Source organism: Acidobacteriota bacterium, assembly GCA_016196035.1.
In the GTDB taxonomy this organism is placed as follows: domain Bacteria; phylum Acidobacteriota; class Blastocatellia; order RBC074; family RBC074; genus JACPYM01.
Genome location: JACPYM010000099.1, coordinates 192568 through 215424, shown reverse-complemented (window position 1 = coordinate 215424; position 22857 = coordinate 192568). Strand labels below are relative to the sequence as shown.

Annotated in this window: 20 protein-coding genes; 9 read left to right on the top strand and 11 right to left on the bottom strand. The window is 57.7% G+C overall.

Annotated elements, in window-relative coordinates; translation table 11 throughout:
* Positions 1-152 precede the first annotated feature (152 nt).
* Entirely contained in the window at positions 153-2309 is a 2157-nt protein-coding gene (locus HY011_28840; protein MBI3426955.1) for a hypothetical protein, read from the top strand.
* Positions 2310-2411: 102 nt separating this feature from the next.
* On the opposite strand, the gene HY011_28835 is transcribed toward HY011_28840, so the two are convergent.
* Complete coding sequence (locus tag HY011_28835; protein MBI3426954.1) at positions 2412-3149, bottom strand: SDR family oxidoreductase; 738 nt, start codon at positions 3147-3149, stop codon at positions 2412-2414.
* 209 nt (positions 3150-3358) lie between these two features.
* On the opposite strand from HY011_28835, the gene HY011_28830 reads away from it, so the two are divergent.
* Both HY011_28830 and HY011_28825 read left to right on the top strand, forming a co-directional pair.
* On the top strand, positions 3359-3901 hold the full coding sequence (locus HY011_28830; GenBank protein ID MBI3426953.1) for a TetR/AcrR family transcriptional regulator: 543 nt from the start codon (positions 3359-3361) through the stop codon (positions 3899-3901).
* A gap of 155 nt (positions 3902-4056) precedes the next feature.
* Entirely contained in the window at positions 4057-5934 is a 1878-nt protein-coding gene (locus HY011_28825) for a hypothetical protein (protein MBI3426952.1), read from the top strand.
* A 29-nt stretch (positions 5935-5963) separates the two neighbouring features.
* Here the strand turns inward: HY011_28825 and HY011_28820 are convergent, their stop codons facing one another.
* The 8 genes from HY011_28820 to HY011_28785 all read right to left on the bottom strand — a co-directional run bounded on the left by HY011_28820 (position 5964) and on the right by HY011_28785 (position 14885).
* On the bottom strand, positions 5964-6431 hold the full coding sequence (locus HY011_28820) for a cupin domain-containing protein (protein MBI3426951.1): 468 nt from the start codon (positions 6429-6431) through the stop codon (positions 5964-5966).
* Positions 6432-6446: 15 nt separating this feature from the next.
* Positions 6447-7724, bottom strand: a complete 1278-nt coding sequence (locus tag HY011_28815; protein MBI3426950.1) for an MFS transporter — start codon at positions 7722-7724, stop codon at positions 6447-6449.
* A gap of 141 nt (positions 7725-7865) precedes the next feature.
* Complete coding sequence (locus tag HY011_28810) at positions 7866-9446, bottom strand: Ppx/GppA family phosphatase (GenBank protein MBI3426949.1); 1581 nt, start codon at positions 9444-9446, stop codon at positions 7866-7868.
* Positions 9447-9461: 15 nt separating this feature from the next.
* Positions 9462-10271: a site-specific DNA-methyltransferase gene (locus HY011_28805; protein MBI3426948.1), complete on the bottom strand. Its 810-nt coding sequence runs from the start codon at positions 10269-10271 to the stop codon at positions 9462-9464.
* A gap of 4 nt (positions 10272-10275) precedes the next feature.
* Complete coding sequence (locus tag HY011_28800) at positions 10276-11049, bottom strand: restriction endonuclease (protein MBI3426947.1); 774 nt, start codon at positions 11047-11049, stop codon at positions 10276-10278.
* The gene (locus tag HY011_28795) at positions 11046-12740 is read right to left on the bottom strand and encodes a GMC family oxidoreductase (protein MBI3426946.1); all 1695 of its coding nucleotides are present in this window, start codon (positions 12738-12740) and stop codon (positions 11046-11048) included. Before HY011_28795 ends, HY011_28800 begins: the two co-directional genes overlap by 4 nt.
* A gap of 92 nt (positions 12741-12832) precedes the next feature.
* Positions 12833-14296 carry an NADH:flavin oxidoreductase gene (locus tag HY011_28790; GenBank protein MBI3426945.1) on the bottom strand — a complete coding sequence of 488 codons (1464 nt, stop codon included), beginning with the start codon at positions 14294-14296 and terminating at the stop codon, positions 12833-12835.
* A 346-nt stretch (positions 14297-14642) separates the two neighbouring features.
* Positions 14643-14885: a hypothetical protein gene (locus tag HY011_28785; protein ID MBI3426944.1), complete on the bottom strand. Its 243-nt coding sequence runs from the start codon at positions 14883-14885 to the stop codon at positions 14643-14645.
* A 115-nt stretch (positions 14886-15000) separates the two neighbouring features.
* On the opposite strand from HY011_28785, the gene HY011_28780 reads away from it, so the two are divergent.
* Positions 15001-15966, top strand: a complete 966-nt coding sequence (locus tag HY011_28780) for a hypothetical protein (GenBank protein MBI3426943.1) — start codon at positions 15001-15003, stop codon at positions 15964-15966.
* 70 nt (positions 15967-16036) lie between these two features.
* Here the strand turns inward: HY011_28780 and HY011_28775 are convergent, their stop codons facing one another.
* Positions 16037-17068: a class I SAM-dependent methyltransferase gene (locus HY011_28775; GenBank protein MBI3426942.1), complete on the bottom strand. Its 1032-nt coding sequence runs from the start codon at positions 17066-17068 to the stop codon at positions 16037-16039.
* Between the two features lie 182 nt (positions 17069-17250).
* On the opposite strand from HY011_28775, the gene HY011_28770 reads away from it, so the two are divergent.
* From HY011_28770 to HY011_28750, 5 genes are all read left to right on the top strand, one after another.
* On the top strand, positions 17251-18867 hold the full coding sequence (locus HY011_28770) for an SUMF1/EgtB/PvdO family nonheme iron enzyme (protein ID MBI3426941.1): 1617 nt from the start codon (positions 17251-17253) through the stop codon (positions 18865-18867).
* 308 nt (positions 18868-19175) lie between these two features.
* A complete protein-coding gene (locus tag HY011_28765; protein MBI3426940.1) occupies positions 19176-19595 on the top strand; it encodes an aspartyl protease family protein in 420 nt (139 codons plus the stop codon).
* 8 nt (positions 19596-19603) lie between these two features.
* Positions 19604-20359: a methyltransferase domain-containing protein gene (locus HY011_28760; GenBank protein MBI3426939.1), complete on the top strand. Its 756-nt coding sequence runs from the start codon at positions 19604-19606 to the stop codon at positions 20357-20359.
* Between the two features lie 28 nt (positions 20360-20387).
* Positions 20388-20807: a clan AA aspartic protease gene (locus tag HY011_28755; GenBank protein MBI3426938.1), complete on the top strand. Its 420-nt coding sequence runs from the start codon at positions 20388-20390 to the stop codon at positions 20805-20807.
* Positions 20808-22082 carry a glutathionylspermidine synthase family protein gene (locus HY011_28750; GenBank protein ID MBI3426937.1) on the top strand — a complete coding sequence of 425 codons (1275 nt, stop codon included), beginning with the start codon at positions 20808-20810 and terminating at the stop codon, positions 22080-22082. It begins immediately after the preceding gene.
* On the opposite strand, the gene HY011_28745 is transcribed toward HY011_28750, so the two are convergent.
* A complete protein-coding gene (locus HY011_28745) occupies positions 22022-22804 on the bottom strand; it encodes a hypothetical protein (GenBank protein ID MBI3426936.1) in 783 nt (260 codons plus the stop codon). The two genes, HY011_28750 and HY011_28745, sit on opposite strands and share 61 nt — an antisense overlap.
* Between the last annotated feature and the right edge of the window lie 53 nt (positions 22805-22857).

Here is a 22857-nt window from a genome sequence, read left to right as displayed (position 1 = left end):
GTGCTGGAAAAACTGACCCACCTGATTGCGACCTCATTGCCACAACAGCTTGCCTCGGTAAATACGTCCTAAAGCTAAATTCAACTACCACACTCTCAACACACAATCGGCAAAATCAAAGCGAGCCGCTAATCAAGTACGATGAAAGTTACTTGCCCGGTGAACGCGGCGGCATTACGGCATTGGATGTTGCCGCACTGAGTTACTTTTTATTTGGTGTCGTGCCTGATACGCCTGTGTTCGAGGTGCTTTCGGCGGACGATAATTCACGCGAACAGTTACCCCCGGCGAGTAACACACTCTATGTTAACTACCTGACGCCCGCGCGCGCGCCGTCCACGCTGGAAAGCGTGCGCGTGCAATTGCCGCCTGATGCCGTGGGCAAACAACTGCGCATCGTCATCTTTCATGATCCGCAACGCACCGGGCAGCCGCCCGTCAACCCCACGTTTTTGGTCAACCAAACCCTGATGGTGCCTACGCTGCCTGCGCACGGGATGTTGGAAGTAATGCTCGGTGCGCCGGGGCCGCTGCCGCGTGGCGACCTTTATGTCGGCGTGCAGGCTGTGAATGGCGACATTAGTTTTGCCGCCGACACCACCACGCCGCGCGGGCGTTCGTTCGCTTCCATGAACAATGGCGCTAGCTTTCAACCCTTGCTGGTGAATGGCGCGGCGGCCAACGCCATGTTGCGTGCGACGGTCAACAGCAAGTTCAACGCCGTCGGCAATCATCCGCCCGAACTCACCGCGCTCAGCATCAACGCCACGCCCGCCGGAGCGCCTTTGCGATTGACGGTGTATGGCAATCATTTTTATCCGGTCTCGGATGATGCGGCAGGGTTGCGTTACTCCACGGTGATTCGCGTCAACGGGCAGCCCCAGGGCACCGAATTCCTCGGCGCTTCGCAACTGCGCGCCGAAATCCCGGCAGCGGCTTTGGGCACAGGCCCAACGGCGCGCGTGACCGTGTTCACCCAAACGCCGGCAGGCGGCTTGGAATCGGCGCCGCTCGACCTCGCGCTGACGCCCATTGCGCCTGTGCCAGTGCTGGCGCGGCTGGAACCGGCGACGGTGGCTATTGCGGGCGGACAAAAGCTGCTGATCGTCAATGGACGCAACTTCCTGAATACGACCGTCGTGCGCGTCAACGGCATGGCGCGTCCGACGACCTATCGCAGCGATGCCAAATTGGAAGTCACCCTAACCGACGCCGGTCTGGCGCAAGCGGGCGCGCTCAACCTGACGGCGTTCAATGGCGCGCCCGGCGGTGGCGTGTCGAACGCCTTGCCGCTGACGGTGGCCGGTTGCATTTACACGTTGTCGTTGAATGGCCAGGCCTATCAGCCCTCGCGCGTAGGGGAAACGCTCGATGGCTTTTTGCTCGAAACGCCGGATCATTGCCCCTGGACGGCGACGGCGAGCGCCGCCTGGGTGCGCATCGAAGGGCCGACCAGCGGTGTGGGGCGCGCACCGATTGGTTTCACCGTGTTCAACAATCCGGCGGGTGGGGGACGGCAGGCGACAATTAACGTCGGCGGCAAAAGCTTCCAGGTCAGCCAGCCGTCAGGATTGACGGCGGTGTCGTCGGCGAATTATGCGCCGCTCACCGCCGTGGATGCGATTGCCACGATTTTCAGCAACGATCTGGCCGTGACGACGCAAGCCGCGACGACTACGCCGTTGCCGACGACGCTGGCGGGCACGCGCGTGACGATGCGCGGCCTCAACAATCAGGAATTGAACTGTCCGCTCTTTTTCGTCTCGCCCACGCAAATCAATCTGCTCATTCATCCCGGCCTGCCAATGACCGCGCCGGGCGATCAGGCGATTTACACGACGCTGGCCTCGGTTTACGTCAACGACGTGCTGGTGGCGAGCGGCAACGTGCAACTCACCAACGTCGCGCCCAGCTTTTTCACGGCCAACGCGACAGGGCAAGGCGTCCCGGCGGGCGTCGTCTTGCGCGTCAAGGCCAACGGGTCGCAAAGCTTTGAACCGCTGGCTGAATTCGATCAGGCGACCAACCGCTTCGTTGCCAAGGCGATCAATCTAGGCCCGGCCGGCGAACGCGTCTTCGTCGTCCTTTTCGGCACTGGTTTCCGGCGGCGGACGGGATTGGAAAACGTCAGCGTCTCAATCGCAGGGTTGGCTTTGCCGGTGTCATTCGCGGGCGCGCAAGGCGATCTGGCGGGTCTGGATCAACTGAATGTGGAAATGGAACGTGCGCTGGCCGGGCACGGCGAAGTTACGCTGCAAACGCTGATAGACAATCGTCCAGCCAATGCCGTGACCATTCGCATGCAATGAGCACACGCGGCAGAAACGAGTTGGTGAAGGCCGTAATGCAGGCGGTGCGAAGTGTTAATTCGCACCGCCTTTTTTCATCACCACGAAGTAAGCCGAATGAAGTTACCAGGGCAGCGTGTCGCCCAAATAAAAGTAGCCGCCGCTCGGCCCGTCGTCAGGCAAGGTCGCCAAGCGCACCGAAGTTTTCGCGCCGTCCGCGACTTCCAGCGGAGCCGCTGCGCCACCCATATCGGTCTTCACCCAGCCGGGATGCGCGGCATTCACCTTGACCGCAGTGCCTTTCAATTCATTCGCCAGATGCACGGTGAACATATTCAACGCCGCTTTGGAGGCGTTGTACGCCGTGCCTGAACTGGCCGACCCGGCAATCGGCGATTGTGGATCGGTGTTCAACGTCAGCGAACCCAGAATGCTGGTCAGATTGACGATGCGCCCGGCGTCGCTCTTTTTGACCAACGGCAGCAGCTTCTGGGTCAGCGCAACCAGATTGAACACATTGGTCTCGAACGTCTCGCGCCACTGTTCCAGCGTGCCTTGCGAAGCGGGCACTCTGAAATCTTTGGCCACGCCGGCGTTGTTGACCAGGATGTCCAGCTTGCCGAATTTAGCCGCGATGAACTGGGCCGCATTGTCCTGCGAAGCGGTGTCGTTCACGTCCACCGGCAGAAACTGCACGTCCAAGCCTTCGTCTTGCAGTTTGCGGGCGGCTTCACTGCCGCGCTTTTCGTCGCGCGCGCCCAACAGCACGGTGATGCCTTGCGCGGCCAACTGGCGCGCGGTTTCATAGCCAATGCCTTTGTTCGCGCCCGTCACCAAAGCAATTTTTTTTGAACTCATCATTCCCTCCATAGTCTTTATGCCTCTTTTTTCGTATCGTCGCGCCGCTCACGGGCGACTTCCTTGCCTACTGGCGAGGAATACGATACGCTACGTTTCGATATGGAAAATACGCCGGAGGTGGATGAGTGTCAAGTCGAATTTCGGCGAAGGCCGCAGAAAGGTTTGCAGAAGACTGCGAAGCGAAACACGCGGGCCGGCCGCGCTGTCCGGTGACGCACCAGAATATCCTGCAAGCCGCGCGCGCGCTGGTGGAGGAGCACGGCTTTGGCAATGTGACGATTGAGGGCATTGCAGCGCGCGCGGGCGTGGGCAAAACGACGATCTATCGGCGCTGGCCGAATAAGGCGAGCCTCGTGCTGGACGCCTTTTTTGAAGACGACGGCCCGCCGCTTTCTTTCCCTGACACAGGCGGCGTGCGCGAAGACATCCGCCGCCAGATGCGCAAGTTCGTCAAGGCGCTCAAAGGGCCGTTGGGCTGTAAAATTTCCATGCTGCTGGCGAACGGGCAATTCGATGAAGAGATGGCCGAAGCCTTTCGCACGCGCTGGATCAAGCCGCGTCGCGCTGAAGCGCGCCAAGTCATTCAACGCGGCATTGAGCGCGGCGAAATCCGTCAGGAAGTTGATCCTGAAGTTTTGCTCGATGCGCTTTACGGCCCCGTCTACTTCCGCTTGCTGGCCGAACACGCGCCGTTGACGCAGAGTTATGTAGATGCGTTGGTGGATTTGGTGCTGAGCGGTTTGGATGGTTGAGGCGGCATGGTTGAGGCCGCGTGGTAATTTGAGGGGTTGCCTAAGACACGGAATGGCAGCCGCCAAGCCGAATTATTTATGTTGACGGCGGCTGGGCGCTCAGCCAAAACTGTGTCCGGCGTCGCTGGCTCAAAGCGGCGCTCAGAGGTACACCAATGAAAAAGCTGTTTGCTCTCACCCTCACTGTTAGCGCCGTTGTCTGGTTGTTGCACATTGGTTGCTCAGCCGAACGGCGTGCCTCCGAACTCAGTTCCACGAAGGCCCCTGCCGAACCCGTCGTCTGGATCAATCAGGTCAATTGCGCCGCGGCCGGAACCACCTTGAAAAAAACGCGGGGTAACAACGAAGCGGCAGATGCGGGGGCGTCTTCGCGGCAGAAGCTCACCGCTGGGGACGGTTATTTGGAATTCACTGCGCTGGAAACGGACAAAGAGCGTTACGTGGGATTGAGCGCCGCGCCCGCCGGGCTGGAAGCGGAAACGATGGATTTCTCATTGCACCTGACGGCGCGCGCCGGGCGCGCTGGTTATGTGGCCGAAGTGCGTGAGTGGGGGCGTTACAAGGCCGAGACAGGTTACCCGGCCAAGACTGTGTTTCGCATTGCCGTCGCCAACGGCGTTGTGAGTTATTACAAAAACGACGAGGAATTTTATGTTAGTACGATCAAGCCGCTGTATCCGCTAACGGCGGATGTTACCTTGATCAACCTGGGCGCGACGGTGAGTAACGCGGCGCTGGTGCAAGGCGTCATCACGAAAGGGAAGCTGCCAGTCGTTACAGCCCCGGCAGTGGTGAATCAACCCGTGGCAGTTCCCAAGGCGGACGCTAACAGTCCTTTCTATGGCATCCCGGATGACAACAAGATTTATATCCCGGCGGATTACACCAGCTTTCAACCGCCAGCGGTGGGCGTGAAATATAGGGACACTGTTTTTGGCGCGCCGATTGTGCGTTTGTCGAATGGCTGGACGCAATTCAAAGACGCTGTACATCACGAATACGCCACGATGTCGCCTTTCAATCAGGACGATAGTTTGATTCTGATGCAGGCCGACAATCACGGTTTTATGGTGGCTGACCGCAACGGTAAGTTAGTCGTGCCGCCCGAAACCTTGGCGTTGAGTAACTCAGCCGAGCCGCGCTGGAGCGGCAACGATCCGAATGTTTTTTATTATCACGCCGAAAATCAATTGCTGAAGTTTGATGTTGCGCGGCGGCAAAAAAACGTTGTGCGCGTCTTTGCACAGTACCAAAAGATCACCTTTGGCGGCGGCGAATGCGACATTTCCGAAGATGGCGACCACCTCATGATTGTGGGTGATGACCGGCACGCCGCGCTTTATACCTTCAGCACCAACAGCCTGGGCAAAACGGCTGACTTGAAAGCGCTGGGCGGCGAATGGGTCGAAGTTTATGTCACCGCCAATAACAACATCATGGCGCGTTGGGGCAGTGAAGGGATAGGCCCGCATAAAGGCATGGCGCTTTACGACAAAGATTTTAACTTCGTTCGGCAGATTGCGCCGTTCGGTGGCCACAGTGACCAAGGGCGCGACGTGAATAGCGATGAGGTGTTATTCGTCGGCGCTTACCGCGATAACTCGCCGCCGCCGGGTTGCGAACACAATGGCGTTGAAAAAATACGGCTTGCCGATGCCAAGCGCTCCTGTTTGTTACCATTGAACTGGGATGCGGAAATGCACATCAGCAGTAACAGCAATGGCAAAAACCCCTGGGTGTTAGTTTCAGTTACCGATACCGCAAAGGGTACGGCGGCGGCCAATGCCGATTTACCGCCCGATTGGCAACGCCGCTGGGGTGTGCGGTTCAATGAAGTGATGATCGTCAGGGCTGATGGTACTGAGCTACGCCATCTGGCGCACCACCGCAGCCGCACACTGAGTAGTTACTGGTTTCAACCGCGCGCGTCCATCAGCAAAGACGGGAAATATGCGGTCTTCGATAGTAACTTCGGCACCAACCCGGTGAAGGATTATTCGGATGTGTTTTTGCTGGAGGTGAGCAAACAGTAACAGCGGTGCTGATCCGGCTTGCGGCTGTCTTAACGCGGCTTCTGTTCGTAGGTGATGATCAGCGTCAAATCATCCTTGCCGGTTTGCTTTAACCCGTGTGAACTGCCGGGGCGCGTCAGAATCGCATCGCCCGCCGCCACCGGAAATTCCTGGCCGTTCATTTGCATCACGCCCGTGCCGCTCAAGATATAGTAAACCTCGTCTTCCTTTTGCGGGTGATAACCGATGGCCGCACCCGGATGCAGCACGCGTTTGCGGAAGGCTTGCGCAAAACCCGGCGCTTTCTCAAAAAAACTGTAGCCCGTCGAACGGCCCGGCCCATTGTGCGGCGCGGGGCCTTCTTTCTTCACGTCGGCATCACGTTCGTGCACGTACCCGCCCACAGCCGGTGGCGCGGCTTGTGGGGCCGGTTGCTGGGCATTGACCTGCGTCACGGGTCGTTGCGCCGCCAACCAGCCAAAGCCGGTTCCCAGCGCGAAGATCACACTTGCCAACATCAATCGTTTCACGGTTCAACGCTCCTTTGTTTGTGCTTCCAATTGCCAGCGGCTTTCCGGTTTGCCGTCGCGGTATTTGATCGAAAGGATTGCCACCGCGCCCAGCAAGGCCAACACCGTGACTAACATAAACCCGCCCGCATAACTGCCGGTGGTCTCGCGGATGTTGGCCACCAACGTCGGCAGCGTCGCTTCGCCCACGGCATCGCTCATGATGATGATGCCCAGCACGCGGCTGAGCGCGCCTAGCCCGAAACATTCCGCCGCCATCAACGGAATCAGCATGTAATCCGCGCCCAAACCAAAGCCGAACGTCACAGCGAAAACATAGAGCAGGGCCGGATAGTCCTTGGCAAAGATCAGCAGCGGGATCGAAAGCGCGACCACGAAGTAGGTGATCAGCATCACGTACTTTTTCTGAAAGCGATCCGCCAGCAAACCCATCACGATGCGCCCGGAAATACTGGCGCCCAGCGTGATGCTCGAAATGGTCGTGCGCGTCAGGTCGGCTTGCTCCTTGGGAATAATGTCGTTGATATAGAGCGCCAGGTTTTGCATTACGCCGCCAATGGCGCTGATGCTGAAGACGCTGCCAGCGGCCAGCAACCAGAAGGCGCGCGTTTTAACGATGTCGGCCAGCTTGGCGGGCAGGGCATTCGGCGTGGCGGGTTCAAGCGGCTTTTCGTCGCCATCGGGGAACAGCCCCAAATCCGCCGGGCGTCGCCGCACGATCAACAACGACAGCAGCATCACGGCGGCAAATAACAAGCTCAAGGCTTTGAGCGACCCGCGCCAGCCGTATTGCTGATTGAAGTAACGCACGATCCACGGCACCAGCATGCCGCCGACGCCGATGCCTACGTAAGCGATGCCCATCACGCGCCCGCGCAACCGCGCGAACCAATGCGACAGCAACACCTGATTGGGCAGCGGCCCGGCGCACAGATAGCCCAGCGCGTTGAAAAAGAAAAAGCCATAGAGCGCCGTCGTCGAACCCATCAGGCTGAAACCCAGCATGGCCGCCGCCGCGCTGAGCGCGCCAAACAACATCACCAATTTCGGCCCGTATTTTTCCAGCAGCCAGCCCGCGGCGAAACCCAGCACCGGCCCGACGATGATTTTGCTGAGCGTGTTGCCGAAGATGATCTGATCGCGCCGCCAGCCGAATTCCTTGACCCAGAGCGGATAGAAGAGCGGCAGGCCGTAGGTGGCAAAGCCGACGATCAGCATCATGAACAGAAACGCCGTGCCGACGATAAACCAGCCGTAAAAGGTTTTGTGTTGTTTGTTCATTATCGTTAGGGGTTGCTGCGAATTCAGAAAAGGCACTTTGCCGCAGATAGACGCAGAAAAACGCAGATCAAGCCGGCTGGCAGCCATAGTTACACTGCATTGATCCGCGTTTTTCTGCGTCTATCTTCATCCATTTGGGGCCTAACCGTCCGTTGCATTGGCATTTGTTTCGGCAATCAATTCGACGCGCCGTCCGAACTCCTGCTCGAAGAGGTCGGCGCGCTCTTCCATGCGCCAGAGCGTGGTTTCGCTGGGGCGCGTGGAGATCGCAAAAATCCGCGCGGTCTTGGCGTCGAGTTCGGCGCGCACGCCCCGCACGCGGCCCTCGTGATCGCGGTCGAGCGCGTCGGCGATGCGCAAAATGGCGGCCAGCTTGCGCACGACGGCGCGCGTTTCGGCGGGCAGCTTGGCAAAGTACGAATGCTTGGGTTTGGGCAATGTGCTGCGGTGGTAACGCGCGACGTTGGCGATGATGGCGACTTCGGAAGCGGTGAAGCCGGTCAGTTCGCTGTTATCAATCAAGTAGGCCGAATGCTTGTGATGATCCGTATGCGAGACCAGATAGCCGATGTCGTGCAAGACCGCCGCCGCCATCAGCAGGCGCCGGTGTTCGCCGCCCAGCATGTGCAACGAGCGCAAATCGTCGAACAACTGTTGCGCTAAATACGCGACGCGGTGCGCGTGTTTGAGGTCGGCGCGGTAATGCGCCGCCAGGGCCAACGCGCCGCGCAAACTGGGATCGCGTTCGAGCCGCGTGGCCGTACTGGTCACGGTCGCGCCGCGTTTGGTCAGATGCGCGATGACCACGCCTTCGCGCAACGCCCAGTCACAAACGGTCAACTGTTCGACTTCCAGCGTTTCCATCAGCGCTTCCAGCAATTGGCCGCCCGCGATGATGATTTCGGCGCGCGCGCGATTCAGGCCCGCCACGCGCGCGCGTTCGGCCAGCGGCAGGCGCGCGAGTTCTTCATTCAAGGCGCGCAGTTCTTTCAAACTCAACGAAGCTTCCGAGCGTTTGGCGGCGCGGCCCGGGGCCGTTGGATTTTTGAGGTGGCGCTGCAAGGCGACGCGCTCCAACGCGGCAATCGTGCCGGAGGTGCCGTAACAAACGTCGAAACCCACCGTTTTGATTTCAGGCGCGCGTTGCGCAATGACGGCGCGCAATTCGGCGCGCAAACGGCGCAAAGTTTTTTCGCTCGGTGGATCGCTGGCGCCGAGTTGTTCGGTCAGCCGCACGGAGCCGAGTTTGAGCGAGATCAGCACGGCGGGTTCGCCATTTTGCGTGACGGGCAGTTCGGTGCTGCCGCCGCCGATGTCAATCGCCAGGGCGCGGCAGTTATTGCTTTGCGGCATACGCATCGCCACGGCCAGCGCGATCATGCGGGCTTCCTCAATGCCGGAAAGCAATTCGACGTGCAGCCCGGTTTCTTTGGTGACGCGTTCGATGAACTCCTGCTGGTTGGTCGCTTCGCGCACGGCGCTGGTGGCGGTCGTCAGGATTTCGCGTGCGCCGTGACTCTCGGCGTTCGCGCGGAATTTCTGCAACGCCTCGATGGCCCGGTTCATGGCGGCTGGTGAAAGGCGGCGATCCCGCGCGGCGCTGCGGCCCAGGCGCACCATCTCTTTGGCGCTCGCCAGTACACGAAAAGGTTTTTCACGGTCGGTTTCGACGACGACCTGGTGAATCGAATTGGAGCCGATGTCTATTGCAGAGAGGATCATTACTCAATTCCCATCTCAATCAAAAAAAGATACCTGTGCCGTTTCTTTGGTTTGGTTTGGCAAATCGCGAGGGATGCGCTGTGTGCGTGGATCGAACGAATCAAACTCTTCCTGTGTTGAAACCAAGCGACGCTCGCCCATCGCGACGTAATCAGGATTGACCTCAATACCGATGGAGCGGCGCTTAAGCACTTTGGCAACCCGTACCGTCGTACCGCTGCCGACAAACGGATCAAGCACCAAATCCGCCGGTTGTGAACTAGCTTTGATCATCCGTTCCATCAACGCTTCAGGTTTTTGCGTGGGATGGGCTTCGCGTTCGGCACTGCAGTAATGCACATGGGAAAACTGCCAGACATCACCGGGGTTCGCGCCGGTCATGTTGTTTCGCTCGCGATAGTATTTCTGCGGAACACGAATGTCATCCAGGTTGAAGATGTAGTTACTGCTTTTAGTGAAGTAAAGAATATCCTCATGCCGCGGCGAAAACCCATTCTTGCGACCCATACCTTGTGTGTAATGCCAAGTAATCCACCCATTGAACAACCAGCCAAGTTCCTCTTCCATCAATAAATGTAAGCGGGAAATAAAACGAACACCCATGAAGACATAAATCGTGCCAGTCGGTTTGAGCAGCCGGTCAGCCTGACGAAGCCAAGTGCGGGTGAATTCGATATATTCCTGCCAAGACAGTGCGTCACGATTATTCCCATAGTCCTTACCTAAATTGTAAGGTGGGTCGGCAATGATGAGATCAACGCTAGTATCAGGTAACGTAGCTAGTACTTTGCATGCATCGCCACAAATCAACTGGTGGTCATTCATATTGTTACGGCTCCTCTACTTTGATCCATTCGTGTTGACGCGCCAGTTTAAGCCAAGCGGCTTCGCCTTTCGAGCGAATGAACTTGGCATCCAACAACTGCAAGAATTCCCAAGTCGTGCGTTGTTCGAGTGTGACATAGTGAATATCCCGAATTTGAAGCTGGCCGGTGCCCAAGGCTGGATTGTAGTTCAAATCTGCCGCCGAAATATACTTCAGATCATACGTTGCTGAAGCCACTACTTCCATCACCCCGTTAGTCATGCCGGTGGCGGCATCTCTTTCACCATAAACCTTATGCTTCAGCGAAAGTATGATGAAAATATAGTCAGGGTCGTCGAGATACTCTGAACGAATCCGGGCAAAAGAAGTGATGTTCGGACTCTTCCCTGAGGTTTTGATGTCTCCGGCGGTCGCTTTGACATCCACATTTGCTGAAAGGTAAGCGGCTGCAACTTGCTGACGTTTGAATTGCAAAACAATGTCGAAGGGATCAAGCCGCTTGCCAGCCTGAACATTTACCAAACCATAATCATTGCCCAGATTATTGGCAATTTCTTCAAACTGCTCCAACGCCCAAGCTTCGACAAATGGCCCAGCTACTTTATTGATGTTTTCAAGTGGCAGTCCACGCTTGAGGTTGGTATGAATGAAGATCAGGTTGCCGCCGCTGACGATAGAGTGCGCAATCATTGCGGCAATCTTTTCTGTGATAAACGCTGAAGCCTGAGGATAGCCAGGGCTTTCTTGGGGAATTTTGTAAGGGAAGCCATTACTCATCCCAAATTCCCCCGCCGCAACTCATCCGCCAAATGCTCACTCGCCCGCCACGCGACGGCGGCAATGGAAAGTGTGCAGTTCTTTTCGGGACAAGAAACAAACGACGCGCCATCCACGACGTAGAGATTCTTGACCTCGTGCGCCTGGTTGAATTTGTTCAGCACCGAAGTCTTGGGATCGTTGCCCATGCGCGCCGTGCCGACTTCGTGCGTCGCGTCGCCGGGCGGCGGTGGCAGCGTGCGGGTGTAGGGGATGATCTCGCCGCCCGCCGCGCGCAACAGCTCTTCGGCGGTGTCGTACATCAGATCGGCCAGCTTCAATTCGTTGTCGCCCCACTTGGCATGGAAGCGCAACTGCGGGATGCCGTAGCGGTCTTTCAAGCCCTGCGGATCAATCTCGCAATAGTTGTCGAAATTCGGCAGGCATTCGCCAAACCCGGCGAGGGACAAGCGCGCCGGATTGCGGTCGCGGACTTCCTGTTTGAAATCCGCGCCGAAGCCGGGCAGGCGTTTGGCGGAACCCGCGTTCGAGTTCGAGCCGCTGTTGGGTTGGTATTGCCAGCCGCGCAAGGCGGAAACTTTGCGGCCGCCCTTTATGTTCGTGTGGCGTGGAATGTAAAGATGCCCGCCGCCCGCACCGTCATCGTTGAAGACTTCGGTGCCTTTCAAATGCGGCAGCCAGCCGCTGACAAAACCCGCTTTGAAATTGTCCATCAAGTAATGGCCGAGCACGCCGGAAGCGTTCGCCAAACCTGTCTCGTGATGGTGCGTTTTCGAGTTCAGCAGGATGCGCGTGGATTCCATCGCGCCCGCGCCGAGGACGACGACTTTGGCGTGCGCTTCGTAGGTCAGTTTGTTGCGCGTGTCAATAAATTCGACGCCACGCGCTTTGCCGGTCTTGGGGTCGAGCAGCACGCGATGCACAGCGGCGCCGGTGCGCAGCGTGAAATTCCGGTTGCCGGTCAGCTTAGGGATGATCGTGTCGAGCGAACTAAAGCGCGAAGCCGTGCCGCAGCCATAATCGCAATTGCCACAGTAATGGCAGGCCGCGCGGTTGTCGCGGTTTTTCAGCAAGATCGCTTTGCGAATTGGGATTGTGGGGATGCCGACCTTTTTGCCGCCCTTGGCCAGCGCGACTTCGCCGCAACGCGGCGGCGGCGTGGGCGCGTGATAATTGCCGTCGGGCGTGACTGCGAGGCCTTCGCGCGTGCCGAAGACGCCCAGCAGGTCTTCGGCCTGGTCGTAATAGGGCGCGAGTTCCTGATACGAAATCGGCCAGTCTTCGCCCGCGCCGTCTTGCATGGACTTGGGCTTCATGTCGAATTCAGACATGCGCAACGAGACGCGCGCCCAGGTGTTGGTGCGTCCGCCGACTGCGTGGATGCGCGTCCAGTGAAAGTCCGTGCCGGGCGCGGTGGCGTAACGGTCTTTGTAAGGATGGACGTAAAGATGTTCGGTATAAGCGCCGACCTTCCACAGTCCATCGTATTGGCCTGGCTTGCCCAGGCCGCGAAAGGGCATTTCGTAAGGCCAACTGTGTTCGGTGTGAAAGATCGTGTTGCGATCCCATTTCGGGCCGATTTCCAGCAGCAGAACTTTCAAGCCTTGATTGACCAGCACGTGCGCGGCGATGCCGCCGGCAGCGCCGGAGCCTACGATGATGGCGTCATAAACGATTCGCTTTTGTGTCATCTTTGCGCTTTGCCTATTCGGTTGTGCTGTTGAGTAACGCGGTTGAAAATTCAGCGGGCGGTTGAAAGGGCAGACGCGGTACCGCGCCGCCCTTACTTCAAGCCTTGCTTGATGACCTTCAGCTTTTCGTGTTCGGGGTGTGTTTTGTAAAAAGGATCAAGCGGATAGCAGCCCGACACCAGGCCGTTGCGCGGCCCCGTCGTGCAATCGCTGAACGTCCGGCAGATGCGTTTGGTTTGCAGCGGCTGGCCGTTGACCACGTCGAAGGGCAGATCGTGATAGGACAAGACCAGGCGGCCTACGCCGACAAAATCCACCTGGCCGGTGCGGACGTAATGCTGGCCCACGTTGGGCAGCCATTCCTGTAAATAAGTGTAGCCCGAACCGACGACGCACAACTCAGGATGCCGCGCTTTCAATTGCGCGGTCGCCGCGATTTGCCGTGCGACGCCGACCAGCGGGTCTTCGGGCGGCAGATACCCGTCCGAAGGGGGGAAGAGCGCGGGACGTTGAATGTGCGGGTTGTAATAGGGCGAGCCTGCCGAAATGCAAACCAACTTGATGCCCAACTCGGTGAGCAGGGCGAGGAATTGAAAGGCTTCGGTCAAATCCATCTGCAACGGATGCGCCGCATTGCCGCCAAACGCGAACGGATATTCACCTTCATACGCTTCGGGCACGCCACGTTTATCAGCATTTGGGCCGTCGGGCATTTTGAAAGGCAAAATATCAAAGGCGCTCAGTCGCACGCCGATTTGCAACCCCGGCGCATCGCGGTGGATGCCCGCGACCAGTTCACGCAGAAAGCGGGTGCGATTCGCAAAGCTGCCACCGTAGCGGCCCGGGCGCGTGTGGGCGCTCAGGAATTCGTGGCCCAGATAGCCGTGGCAATGTTTCAAGTCTACAAAAGTGTACCCGGCGGATTGCGCGCGCACAGCGGCTTTGACGAAATCACCGATCAGGTCGTCAATCTCGGCGTCGGTGAAAAGCGCGCTGTCGTTGGTGATGCCGAATTTGCGGTCGAGAATCGGGTGGCGATAGAGGATGCGCGGCTCCAATTTTTTCTTGTCATTCGGACGCGCGAAGCGGCCCGAATGCGTCAATTGCAACCCGATGAGCAAATCAGCGCTGCGCCCGCATTTGGCCTCGTGGGCTTCGATCAGCAGGGTGCGCAAGCCAGCGATTTCGCCCGCTGTCTCTGCATTCAGCAGCAACTGATTGGGATTGGCGCGTCCATCGGGCCGCACGGCGACGGCCTCGCCGCCCCAGATGAGTTTCGCGCCGCTCGCGCCGAAATGCTGCCAGCGGCGTTTGGTCAATTCCGAAGGCCGTCCGTCTGTCGTGCCGTCCCAGCCTTCCATCGGCAGAATGCAGAAACGATTGCCGATGCTGAATCCATTCAAGTCATAAGGCTGTGCCAGCGGAGCTGCCGGGCCGGTTTGCAATTCGCGGTCAAAGCCTAACTCGACACCGAGTTGTTGCAGATAGGCCGCCAAAGCGTCCGCCGTTTTCAGCGTGGCGACGCGGCGATAGTTGGCGTTGGTGTTCTCACTCATGAGTCAATCTCAAATTCGCTTTCTTGTGTTCGGGTCTGCGGGCAGGAAAATCGCGCGGAGTATAGCGCAGGGGATTGGTCTTACCAAACGATTCTGCCAAACGATTTTGAAGCGCGCCGCAACTGACCTCCAGCAAACGCCAGCCGTGAGTAAGCGGGCCTGCGGCAGGCCATCTGGCTCTTTGTTCTGCCCCGCTACAGCCGGAATTTAATGTGGCGTTGAATGTGCTGAGGCATAAAACGTTTGCGCGTTTCCGCCACGGTTGTGTAAGATGCCCGCGCTATGACAGACCGGCTGTTCGGTCATAGCGTTTAAGCTTCAGGTGATCTTCCCCGTAATTGCCGCTTCACTTTGGCAGCACGTTCCATTCGAAGCCGTCATCAAGATACCCCGTAATCACGTGAGCGTCGCCAGGATTGCCATCACTCGTAGGCTCCTGAATCATCACTTGAAACGCGACTTGAAACGCGACTTGAAACGCGACTTGAAACGCGACTTGAAACGCGACTTGAAACGCGACTTGAAACGCGACTTGAAACGCGACTTGAAACGCGACTTGAAACGCGACTTGAAACGAAGATAAATTCACGCTTGCCCCCGATTGGCGTCGGTAAACCCCAAGCGACTAGAGCACCTCAAAGCTCTGTCACGCTCACACCTTAGGTTTTTGATTATTTGGACTTTGGAACTTCGGAGGAAGGCTTATGAATAAACTACGTACACACAACCTCACTAGGCTCGTTTTTGTTTTAACTGCGCTAAACTTGTTTAGCGCGATCGCCTTTGCGCAGGCACCCACCCCAACGCCAGTGCCGTCGCTCAACAATCCGCCGGAATATAGCGTACTCAGCGATTATAAGCCGGCGAGCATTTTGATCTTCCCGAAATACACCAGCAACGCTTCGGCGCCGCAATTGGGCGATACGCAAATTAACATTACCAACACGAGTCAAACCCAGGACATAGACCTGCACCTGTTTGCGGTGGATGGCAGCAGTTGTTCGGTCGCCGATTCTTTTATCGGCCTGACTCGCAACCAAACCGCGACGCTGTTGATGAGTGATTTCGATCCGGGTGTCACTGGTTATTTGATTGTCATGGCAGTGAGCAGCGGGCCGGCCAAATTCAACTGGCTGATTGGTGATGAATACATCCGCGAGACCGATGGCCGCCAAGCCAACATTCAGGCCATCGGTATCGCCAAAATTTCCAATAACCCTGTCCCGGATGATGGCAGCGGCAGCGCGTTTTTGGTGTTTGACGGCAAGCAGTATGAGCAATTGCCAGCGGCCATCGGTTTGTCGAGCTTTAACAGTCAGGTGACTGATAGCACCCAAATCAACTTGCTGACGCCGACCAGTAATTTGGCGATTGGCACGCCGCCGCCTTCGACGCGGCTCTTTACCATCATTTACAACGATACCGAAACAGCCTTTTCGACCAGCGTGTCCGTCTCTTGCTACAGCACGTTTTTGCTCAACTCGTTGCGCATTACGGGTGGATTGAACACGCAAATTCCCGCCGGACGCACGGGCTGGGTGCGCTTTAACGGCAGCGGCAAGCCGATTTTTGGCTATGCGCAAAATCGCGGCCCGGTCTTCAATGGCGGGCACAATTTGCACGTGCTGCAACTGTTGTCCACGTACACGATCACGGTGCCGTCGTTCTAACCAATCAAGTTCATCTGGCTGTATTTGTGAAGAAGGGGAAGCGCTGCTGGCGGCTTCCCCTTCTTGCTTTTTAGCGGCTGAGTGTCACTTTCACCAACACCGCCGAACTGTCAGCCAAAGACACGTGCAACAGCGCCTCTCCAATGGGTAAGTCGGGCGGGAGCCGCAAATTCACCTGGAACAACGATTCCGCCGTGTGGTCGCGCAATGAAGCTACTGCGTTCGTGCCAGGTGGCCCGGCATAACGCGGCAAAAGCGTGCGCCCTGCCACTTCGATTTTGACTGAGGCCGCATCGTCCCATTCACTGAATTCCCCCGCCAACACCAGCGTCAAATAAGGCCGCGCGCCGCTCAAGGAAATCTCAGTGACCGAAAGATCATCCGTGTGGCCGCGCAAAACCACCTGCGGTGCTTGGGTGCGGGCGGGTGGCCCCGCTTGCATACGGCGGCGCAACATCGTCCAGCAGTATTGCGTTTCTTCGCCAAACAAGCCGAGCAGTTGCGCGCCCAGTTCTTCAGCCAGTTGCCGCAAGGCCGCTTCGGGAAACGCCGCGCCATGCCACGAATCCGTGGGGCCAGACGCTGGCGCCGTCACGCCGTTCGTCACAAATTTGCAAACGCCGCCCGGTTTAAGCACGCGCCAGGCGTCCACCAGATTGCTGCGAATGATCGCGGCGCTGGGGACGTGCTGAAACACATAGGCCGAAAAAATCACGTCAAAGCTCTGGGCAGGGAAGAGCGCGAAATCCTCGCCGCCGGTTTCAAACAGCCGCACATTCGCCAAGCTTTGCAGACGCATTTGAGCTTGCCGAATCATCTCCGCCGACACATCCACGGCGTAAACTTCGCCGAAAATGCCAGCCAGATGTTTGGTCATGCGCCCGATGCCGCAGCCTATTTCCAACAACCGCAACTGGCGTGGGTCACTGCCCCCGGTCAGCAGCGCCAGGCCGTCCACAACCTGGCTTTGCACTTCGTGACGGCCACTGGCGTCAAATTCTTCTTCGGTTTGCTGGCGGCGCACAGTGTTGATGTACCAGCGGGCGTCTTCCGCCGCGCGTTTGTCCCAGGCGAGCTTCATCTCGCGGGCTTGTTGATCCATGAAAACATTTCCTTTTGCGGGTGAAATCAAACTGCACTGAGTATAAACGCCCAGACGCCGGGCACGCACACCGGCAACGCAGCATTGTCAGTTTCAGCGCGTTCTTGGTAAGCTGCCCGCCGTCAAACCGCAGGCAGTATCGTGCGACCGAATGCCGGAACCAAAGCTGAGGATGCGACTTCATGCCTTCCCCCAGTGCGCCGAAAGTTTTTATCAGTTATAGCCAGGAATCCGACGAGCACCGGCTGCGCGTCTATCAACTGGTCGTGCGCTTGCGCCACAGCGGCATTGATTGCGTCTCTGACCACCGCGAGGTTTCGCCGTCTGTCGGCTGGCGCGCGTGGATGGAAGAACGCCTCCGCGAAGCCGATTACACGTTGATCGTGTGTACCGAAACCTACCGCCGCCGTGCCGAACGCCGCGAAGAGCCGGGCAAGGGCTTGGGCGTAGCTTGGGAAGCGGCCATCATCACCGACGAGATTTATCAGAACGCCGGGCGCAACACGCGCTTCATCCCGGTCGTCTTCACCCCCGCCGACGCCACGCACATCCCGGACAGATTGAAGCAGTACACCTGGTACCGCGTTGACACCGACGAAGGCTGTTTGAAGCTGTTGCGGCATCTGACCCATCAGCCAGAGTTTGAAGAAGTGCCATTGGGCGTGATTCCTGAGTTGCGTCCGATCAGTTTGAATGCGACTGCGTTTGGCACGCCGCCTGTGCCGCCGCCGCCCGTGGAAAAGAAGGTCGAGCCAACGCCCGTTAAGCCAGCCGCACAGCCCCGCGTCGCCAAGCCAACTGCAGCGCCCGTCAAGAAGCCGGATACTGAGCCTCCGCGCAGTTTTGGCCTGCAAGGTTTTGCGGGAGCACTGCGCGCATTGTTGCAAGTGGGCGGGCAAACCGCTTTTCAAGAAATGAAGGCCGGGCGCAGAAAAGTGCTGATGGCGGTCTTCGTGTTGAGCGCGGTTTTGGCATCGTGGCTGGGCATCAAGAATTCCGCGTGGCTACTCAACGGCAGTCCCATCGTGCCTGATCGTGGCAGCCCCACATCTGCGCCGACTATTGCCGCAGCCAAATTGCAATCCTTCGCCGAAGACCTCAGCAATGGCGTGAAGCTGGAGATGGTCGTGTTGTCTGGCGGCACCTTTGAGATGGGTTCGGACAAGGGCAATGACAATGAGAAACCGAAACACAAAGTGACGCTGTCGCCTTTCGCCATCGGCAAATACGAAGTGACACAGACGCAATGGAAAGCTGTGATGGGGGCCGACAACAATCCGAGCCGTTTCAAAGGCGATGATCTGCCGGTGGAAACGGTGTCGTGGAATGACGCCAATGCGTTCATCAAACGACTGCGGGAAAAGACCGGCAATCCGACCTATCGGTTGCCGACCGAAGCCGAGTGGGAATATGCCTGCCGCGCGGGTTCGACGGGCGCATACAGCTTTGGCGACGATGCCAGTCAGCTCGGCGAGTATGCGTGGTTTGATAAGAACTCCGAAGGCAAGACGCATCCATTCGGACAGAAAAAGCCGAATGCCTGGGGCTTGTACGATATGCACGGCAATGTGTTGGAGTGGGTGCAGGATTGGTATGGGAAGGACTACTATCGGCAAAGCGCGAACAGCACCGATCCGCAAGGCCCGTTAGCAGGCGAGTATCGTGTCCTGCGGGGCGGCGGGTCGTGGGTCAATCCTCAATCCTACGCGCGCTCTGTTGTCCGCCACATCTACATTTACCCCATCGTCCGCGACGACATTAACGGTTTTCGGGTGGCGGTGGCGCGTCCCCCATCTTAGCCTGCTCTGGTCACTGTTCTTGGGGCGGTGCGCGAAGCGCAGGTGCGTATGCACCAGCCCCCTGCGCCGCTTCGGCGCAGGAAATTTTCCCAGCCTGGGAGCGCCAGCATCCCTGCTGGCCGGGAAGAAGCGGCGCAGCCTTCCTTTTCCACGTATTGTTGTAGGGGAAGAGCCGGTCAAGGAACGCTACGCGGCTTCTATTCATAGCCAGCAAGGATGCTGGCGCTCCCAGGGATGGGCAAAGGGGCGGACATGGTATGCGTTCAAACCCGGTTAAGGGATAATGCAAGATAAGGAGATCACAAGTGATGGGTTTAATCCGCGCGGAAATTGAATTGATCAGTGTTGATGATTTGGTGCTGCATCGCCGGGGTTATTTGCCGGAAGACAAAATCAAACGCACAAAGGTCCAGGCGTTGGTGGATAGCGGCGCATACATGCTGGCGGTCAATGATCAGATTAAAACGCAGCTTGATTTGCCGGTGATTGACAATCAGATTGCGGAGTTGGCGGACGGGTCAAAAGTCAACTTAGAGATTGTCGGGCCAATCGAGGTGCGCTTTGAAAATCGCCGTACCAGCGTTGATGCAATGGTGCTGCCGGGCGATGCGGAAGTTCTGTTGGGCAGCATCCCGATGGAAGATATGGATGTGTTGATTGATCCGAAGCGCCAGCAATTGATCGTCAATCCTGAAAACCCCTACTTTGCCAAGAAGCCGCTCAAGTGAAAGCCGTTATGAAGAAACTCCATATTCTCGCGCTGCTGCTCCCCTTGCTGGCGTGTTCACAGGCGCAGGCACTGCGGGCGGATAAGTCCGCGCAGTTCACTCAGTCCATCCCATCTGGCCAGCCGCCCATTTACGAAACCCGCCGCGACCACGACCCCGAAGGCACCGGCAAGTTTTATCAGGGCCGCGAGATTGCGCACGTGATGGGTTACGCGGGCGCAAGCTGGCTGGAACGGCCCGCACGTGTCGAAGAAGAGCAACCTGACCAGGTCGTTGAACAGATGAAACTCAAGCCCGCCGACGTGGTCGCCGATGTCGGCGCGGGCACGGGCTATTTTTCGTTTCGCCTCAGCCGCGTTGTCTCGCAAGGCAAAGTTTTTGCCGTGGACATTCAACGCGAGATGCTCGACGTCATCGAAGAGCGTAAAGCCAAGCTCAAAGCCGGCAACGTCGTGGCAATTCGCAGCACAGAGCAGGACGTGAAGCTGCCGGACAATGCCGTAGACGTCGTGCTTTTGGTGGATGTTTATCACGAGTTCGCCTACCCCTATGAGATGATGCAAAGCATCGTCAAGGCGCTGAAACCCGGCGGGCGCGTCATTCAAATCGAATATCGCGGCGAAGACCCCGAAGTCCAGATCAAACGCACGCACAAGATGACCGTCCAGCAAGCGCGCAAAGAGATGGAATTCGTCGGGCTGCGCTGGAAAGAGACGAAAGAATTTTTGCCGCAACAGCATTTCCTGGTGTTTGAGAAACCGTGACAATGATTGACCGTGAAAGGAGTCTGATATGGGATTGACCTACGCTGAAATTGAATTGATCAGTTCGGATGACTTGGCGTTGCTTCGGCGCGGATATCTGAAGGAGAAAGAGGTGCGGCGCGCGAAGGTTTCCGCCCTCGTGGATAGTGGCGCATACATGTTGGCTGTCAATGATCATCTGAAAGCACAACTCGGTTTGCCCGTACTCGATAAACAAGAGGCTGAGTTGGCAGATGGTTCGCACGTCATGTTGGAAATCGTCGGCCCCGTGGATGTGCGTTTCGCCAATCGTGCAACAACTGTGCGCGCAATGGTCTTGCCCGGCGACACAGAGGTATTGCTCGGTAGTATTCCAATGGAAGATATGGATGTCTTGGTTGATCCGAAGCGCCAGCAATTGATCGTCAATCCTGAAAATCCATACATCGCCAAAAAACATCTCAAGTAAATGACTCTGCCCACCTATGGCGAATTTGCGCGGCAACTTTACGCCACCGGCATTCTGTCTGACCCCTGGCTGAATGGCCGCGAACGCTTCCGCTTGCAAGCTGTCATTCTCACGCCGGAACGGTTGCAGGCGCTTTACATCGCCGCCGAGCGCGTCACGCACATCTATCACGAACTCGCCGAGATTGTGCTGGCGCAGCCTGAATTGCTTGATGATTTCTTTGGCCTGACTCCCTTTCAGAAAATGATGTGGCTCGCCAGCGAAGGGCGCTGGCACGGCATTGCCCGGGTGGATTTGTTTGTTTGCAACGATGGCCGCATTCAGGCGTGCGAACTCAACTCCGACACGCCGTCGGGCGAAGCCGAAACGGTGTTGCTCAATCAGTTGCTGCATCCGTATCATCCAAACACGACTGATCCGAATGCGAATTTCGCCGAGCATTTCTGGCAAATGATGCAGGCCAGTCTTGTCTCCCTCCCTCCCCCTCTTCCTCTCTCTCCCGCAGTCGCGATTATCTATCCCACCGACATGCCCGAAGACTTGAGCATGATCGCGTTGTATCGCCGCTGGCTAGAAGCGCGCGGTTGCACGGTCGTCTTGGGTTCGCCGTATAACCTCGGACTCAATGCTGAGCGGCGTGTAACGGTGCTGGGCCAACCGGTAGATTTGATCTTGCGGCATTACAAAACCGACTGGTGGGGCGAACGCGAAACGATCTGGGACAACCAGACGCCCTATCCCGACCCTGACCCGCTGGCGCGCGAATTGTTGTTGCTGCTCGCAGCCGAAAACGAAGGCCGCGTCACTGTGGTGAATCCCTTTGGCGCGGTGGTGACGCAAAACAAGTTAAGCATGGCGTTGATGTGGGAGCGGCAGGAATTGTTTTCTGCGCAAGCGCGCGCCTGGATCGTCGAACACCTTCCTGAAACCCGGCGGTTGGCGACGCTTGATACTGAGCACTTGCCGCGCGAGGAATGGGTGTTGAAATCGGCTTACGGTTGCGAGGGCGATTCGGTCGTGGTCGGCCCCTTCGTCAAGCCGGCGGATTGGCGCTTGGCGCTGACGTCCGCCATTCAAAAGCACTGGGTCGCACAGCGTTATTTTGAAGTCGCGCCACTCGACGCCGTGACACCCTTGCTGCCGAATTACGGCGTGTATTTGCTGGGCGGACGCGCCGCCGGTCTGTTCACGCGCTTGTCGCAACGCGCGACTGATTACGCTTCGACCACAGCCCCGACGTTTGTATCCGGCAGCGGCTTCAAACAGGAGTTGTAGCCCAGCCAAATCAGAATCACGCCGATGAATTCGCCGATATAAAGCAATTCCGTGTGGCCCATGCGGCTGCCCATCCCGCCAATGCCGGGCAAGAGCGCGCCGCTGGCGATGAAGATGTTGCCAATCGAAACATTGCGTGTCGCTGGATCGCTGAAAAAGCGCACGGCGGAAGCGGCCGCGCCCCCGACCAGAAACAGAAAGGCCGCCGTATTCAAAAACGGCGAAACGCGCCGGATGCCCTGCCAGGCCAGCACCTTGCTGCTCAGCAAATGCGGGTCAACCAATTCGTAGCGAATGGGCGAGAGGATGACGAAAACAGATGTGATGCCGACCACCAACAGCAGCACCGTTACGGCGATGTGTCCCGCGCGTTTGCCGTGCAATAGATAAATCGAACCGATAGCCAACGGCGCGCCACCCAGCAAGGCGCCCGCGATGTACCAGGCTTTGAAGAGCGGCGCTGACCAGCCAAATAGCGTATTCCACGATTCGATCAGCGTGCCCGCGCCGTAGGTCACAACGCCGATGCCCCACCACAATAATTGAAAGGCTTCGGGCTTGCGGCGATAGCGCGCAAAGATGACCCAGGCGAAACAGGCGGAAATAATGGTCGAAAGGATCGGCAGGAAGCGACTGACGGTGACGATGGTTTCCATAGTTTGAGCGGGTTGAACGAAGTTGCTTGTTTGTGAGGCGACGGGCGGATGATAAATGACACTCACGGCTTTGCCTAGCGGTCACAGGCGGTCGGTTGACATCGCTCACGAGCCGGATA

What these genes read in the sequence shown, in the direction of transcription:
- HY011_28800 (MBI3426947.1), bottom strand. Translation starts at nt 11,049, where the DNA reads ATGAGTAATGGCTTCCCTTACAAAATTCCCCAAGAAAGCCCTGGCTAT.
- HY011_28815 (MBI3426950.1), bottom strand. Translation starts at nt 7,724, where the DNA reads ATGAACAAACAACACAAAACCTTTTACGGCTGGTTTATCGTCGGCACG.
- HY011_28805 (MBI3426948.1), bottom strand. Translation starts at nt 10,271, where the DNA reads ATGAATGACCACCAGTTGATTTGTGGCGATGCATGCAAAGTACTAGCT.
- HY011_28825 (MBI3426952.1), top strand. Translation starts at nt 4,057, where the DNA reads ATGAAAAAGCTGTTTGCTCTCACCCTCACTGTTAGCGCCGTTGTCTGG.
- HY011_28780 (MBI3426943.1), top strand. Translation starts at nt 15,001, where the DNA reads ATGAATAAACTACGTACACACAACCTCACTAGGCTCGTTTTTGTTTTA.
- HY011_28755 (MBI3426938.1), top strand. Translation starts at nt 20,388, where the DNA reads ATGGGATTGACCTACGCTGAAATTGAATTGATCAGTTCGGATGACTTG.
- HY011_28765 (MBI3426940.1), top strand. Translation starts at nt 19,176, where the DNA reads ATGGGTTTAATCCGCGCGGAAATTGAATTGATCAGTGTTGATGATTTG.
- HY011_28760 (MBI3426939.1), top strand. Translation starts at nt 19,604, where the DNA reads ATGAAGAAACTCCATATTCTCGCGCTGCTGCTCCCCTTGCTGGCGTGT.
- HY011_28795 (MBI3426946.1), bottom strand. Translation starts at nt 12,740, where the DNA reads ATGACACAAAAGCGAATCGTTTATGACGCCATCATCGTAGGCTCCGGC.
- HY011_28775 (MBI3426942.1), bottom strand. Translation starts at nt 17,068, where the DNA reads ATGGATCAACAAGCCCGCGAGATGAAGCTCGCCTGGGACAAACGCGCG.
- HY011_28750 (MBI3426937.1), top strand. Translation starts at nt 20,808, where the DNA reads ATGACTCTGCCCACCTATGGCGAATTTGCGCGGCAACTTTACGCCACC.
- HY011_28835 (MBI3426954.1), bottom strand. Translation starts at nt 3,149, where the DNA reads ATGATGAGTTCAAAAAAAATTGCTTTGGTGACGGGCGCGAACAAAGGC.
- HY011_28770 (MBI3426941.1), top strand. Translation starts at nt 17,251, where the DNA reads ATGCCTTCCCCCAGTGCGCCGAAAGTTTTTATCAGTTATAGCCAGGAA.
- HY011_28810 (MBI3426949.1), bottom strand. Translation starts at nt 9,446, where the DNA reads ATGATCCTCTCTGCAATAGACATCGGCTCCAATTCGATTCACCAGGTC.
- HY011_28790 (MBI3426945.1), bottom strand. Translation starts at nt 14,296, where the DNA reads ATGAGTGAGAACACCAACGCCAACTATCGCCGCGTCGCCACGCTGAAA.
- HY011_28820 (MBI3426951.1), bottom strand. Translation starts at nt 6,431, where the DNA reads ATGTTGGCAAGTGTGATCTTCGCGCTGGGAACCGGCTTTGGCTGGTTG.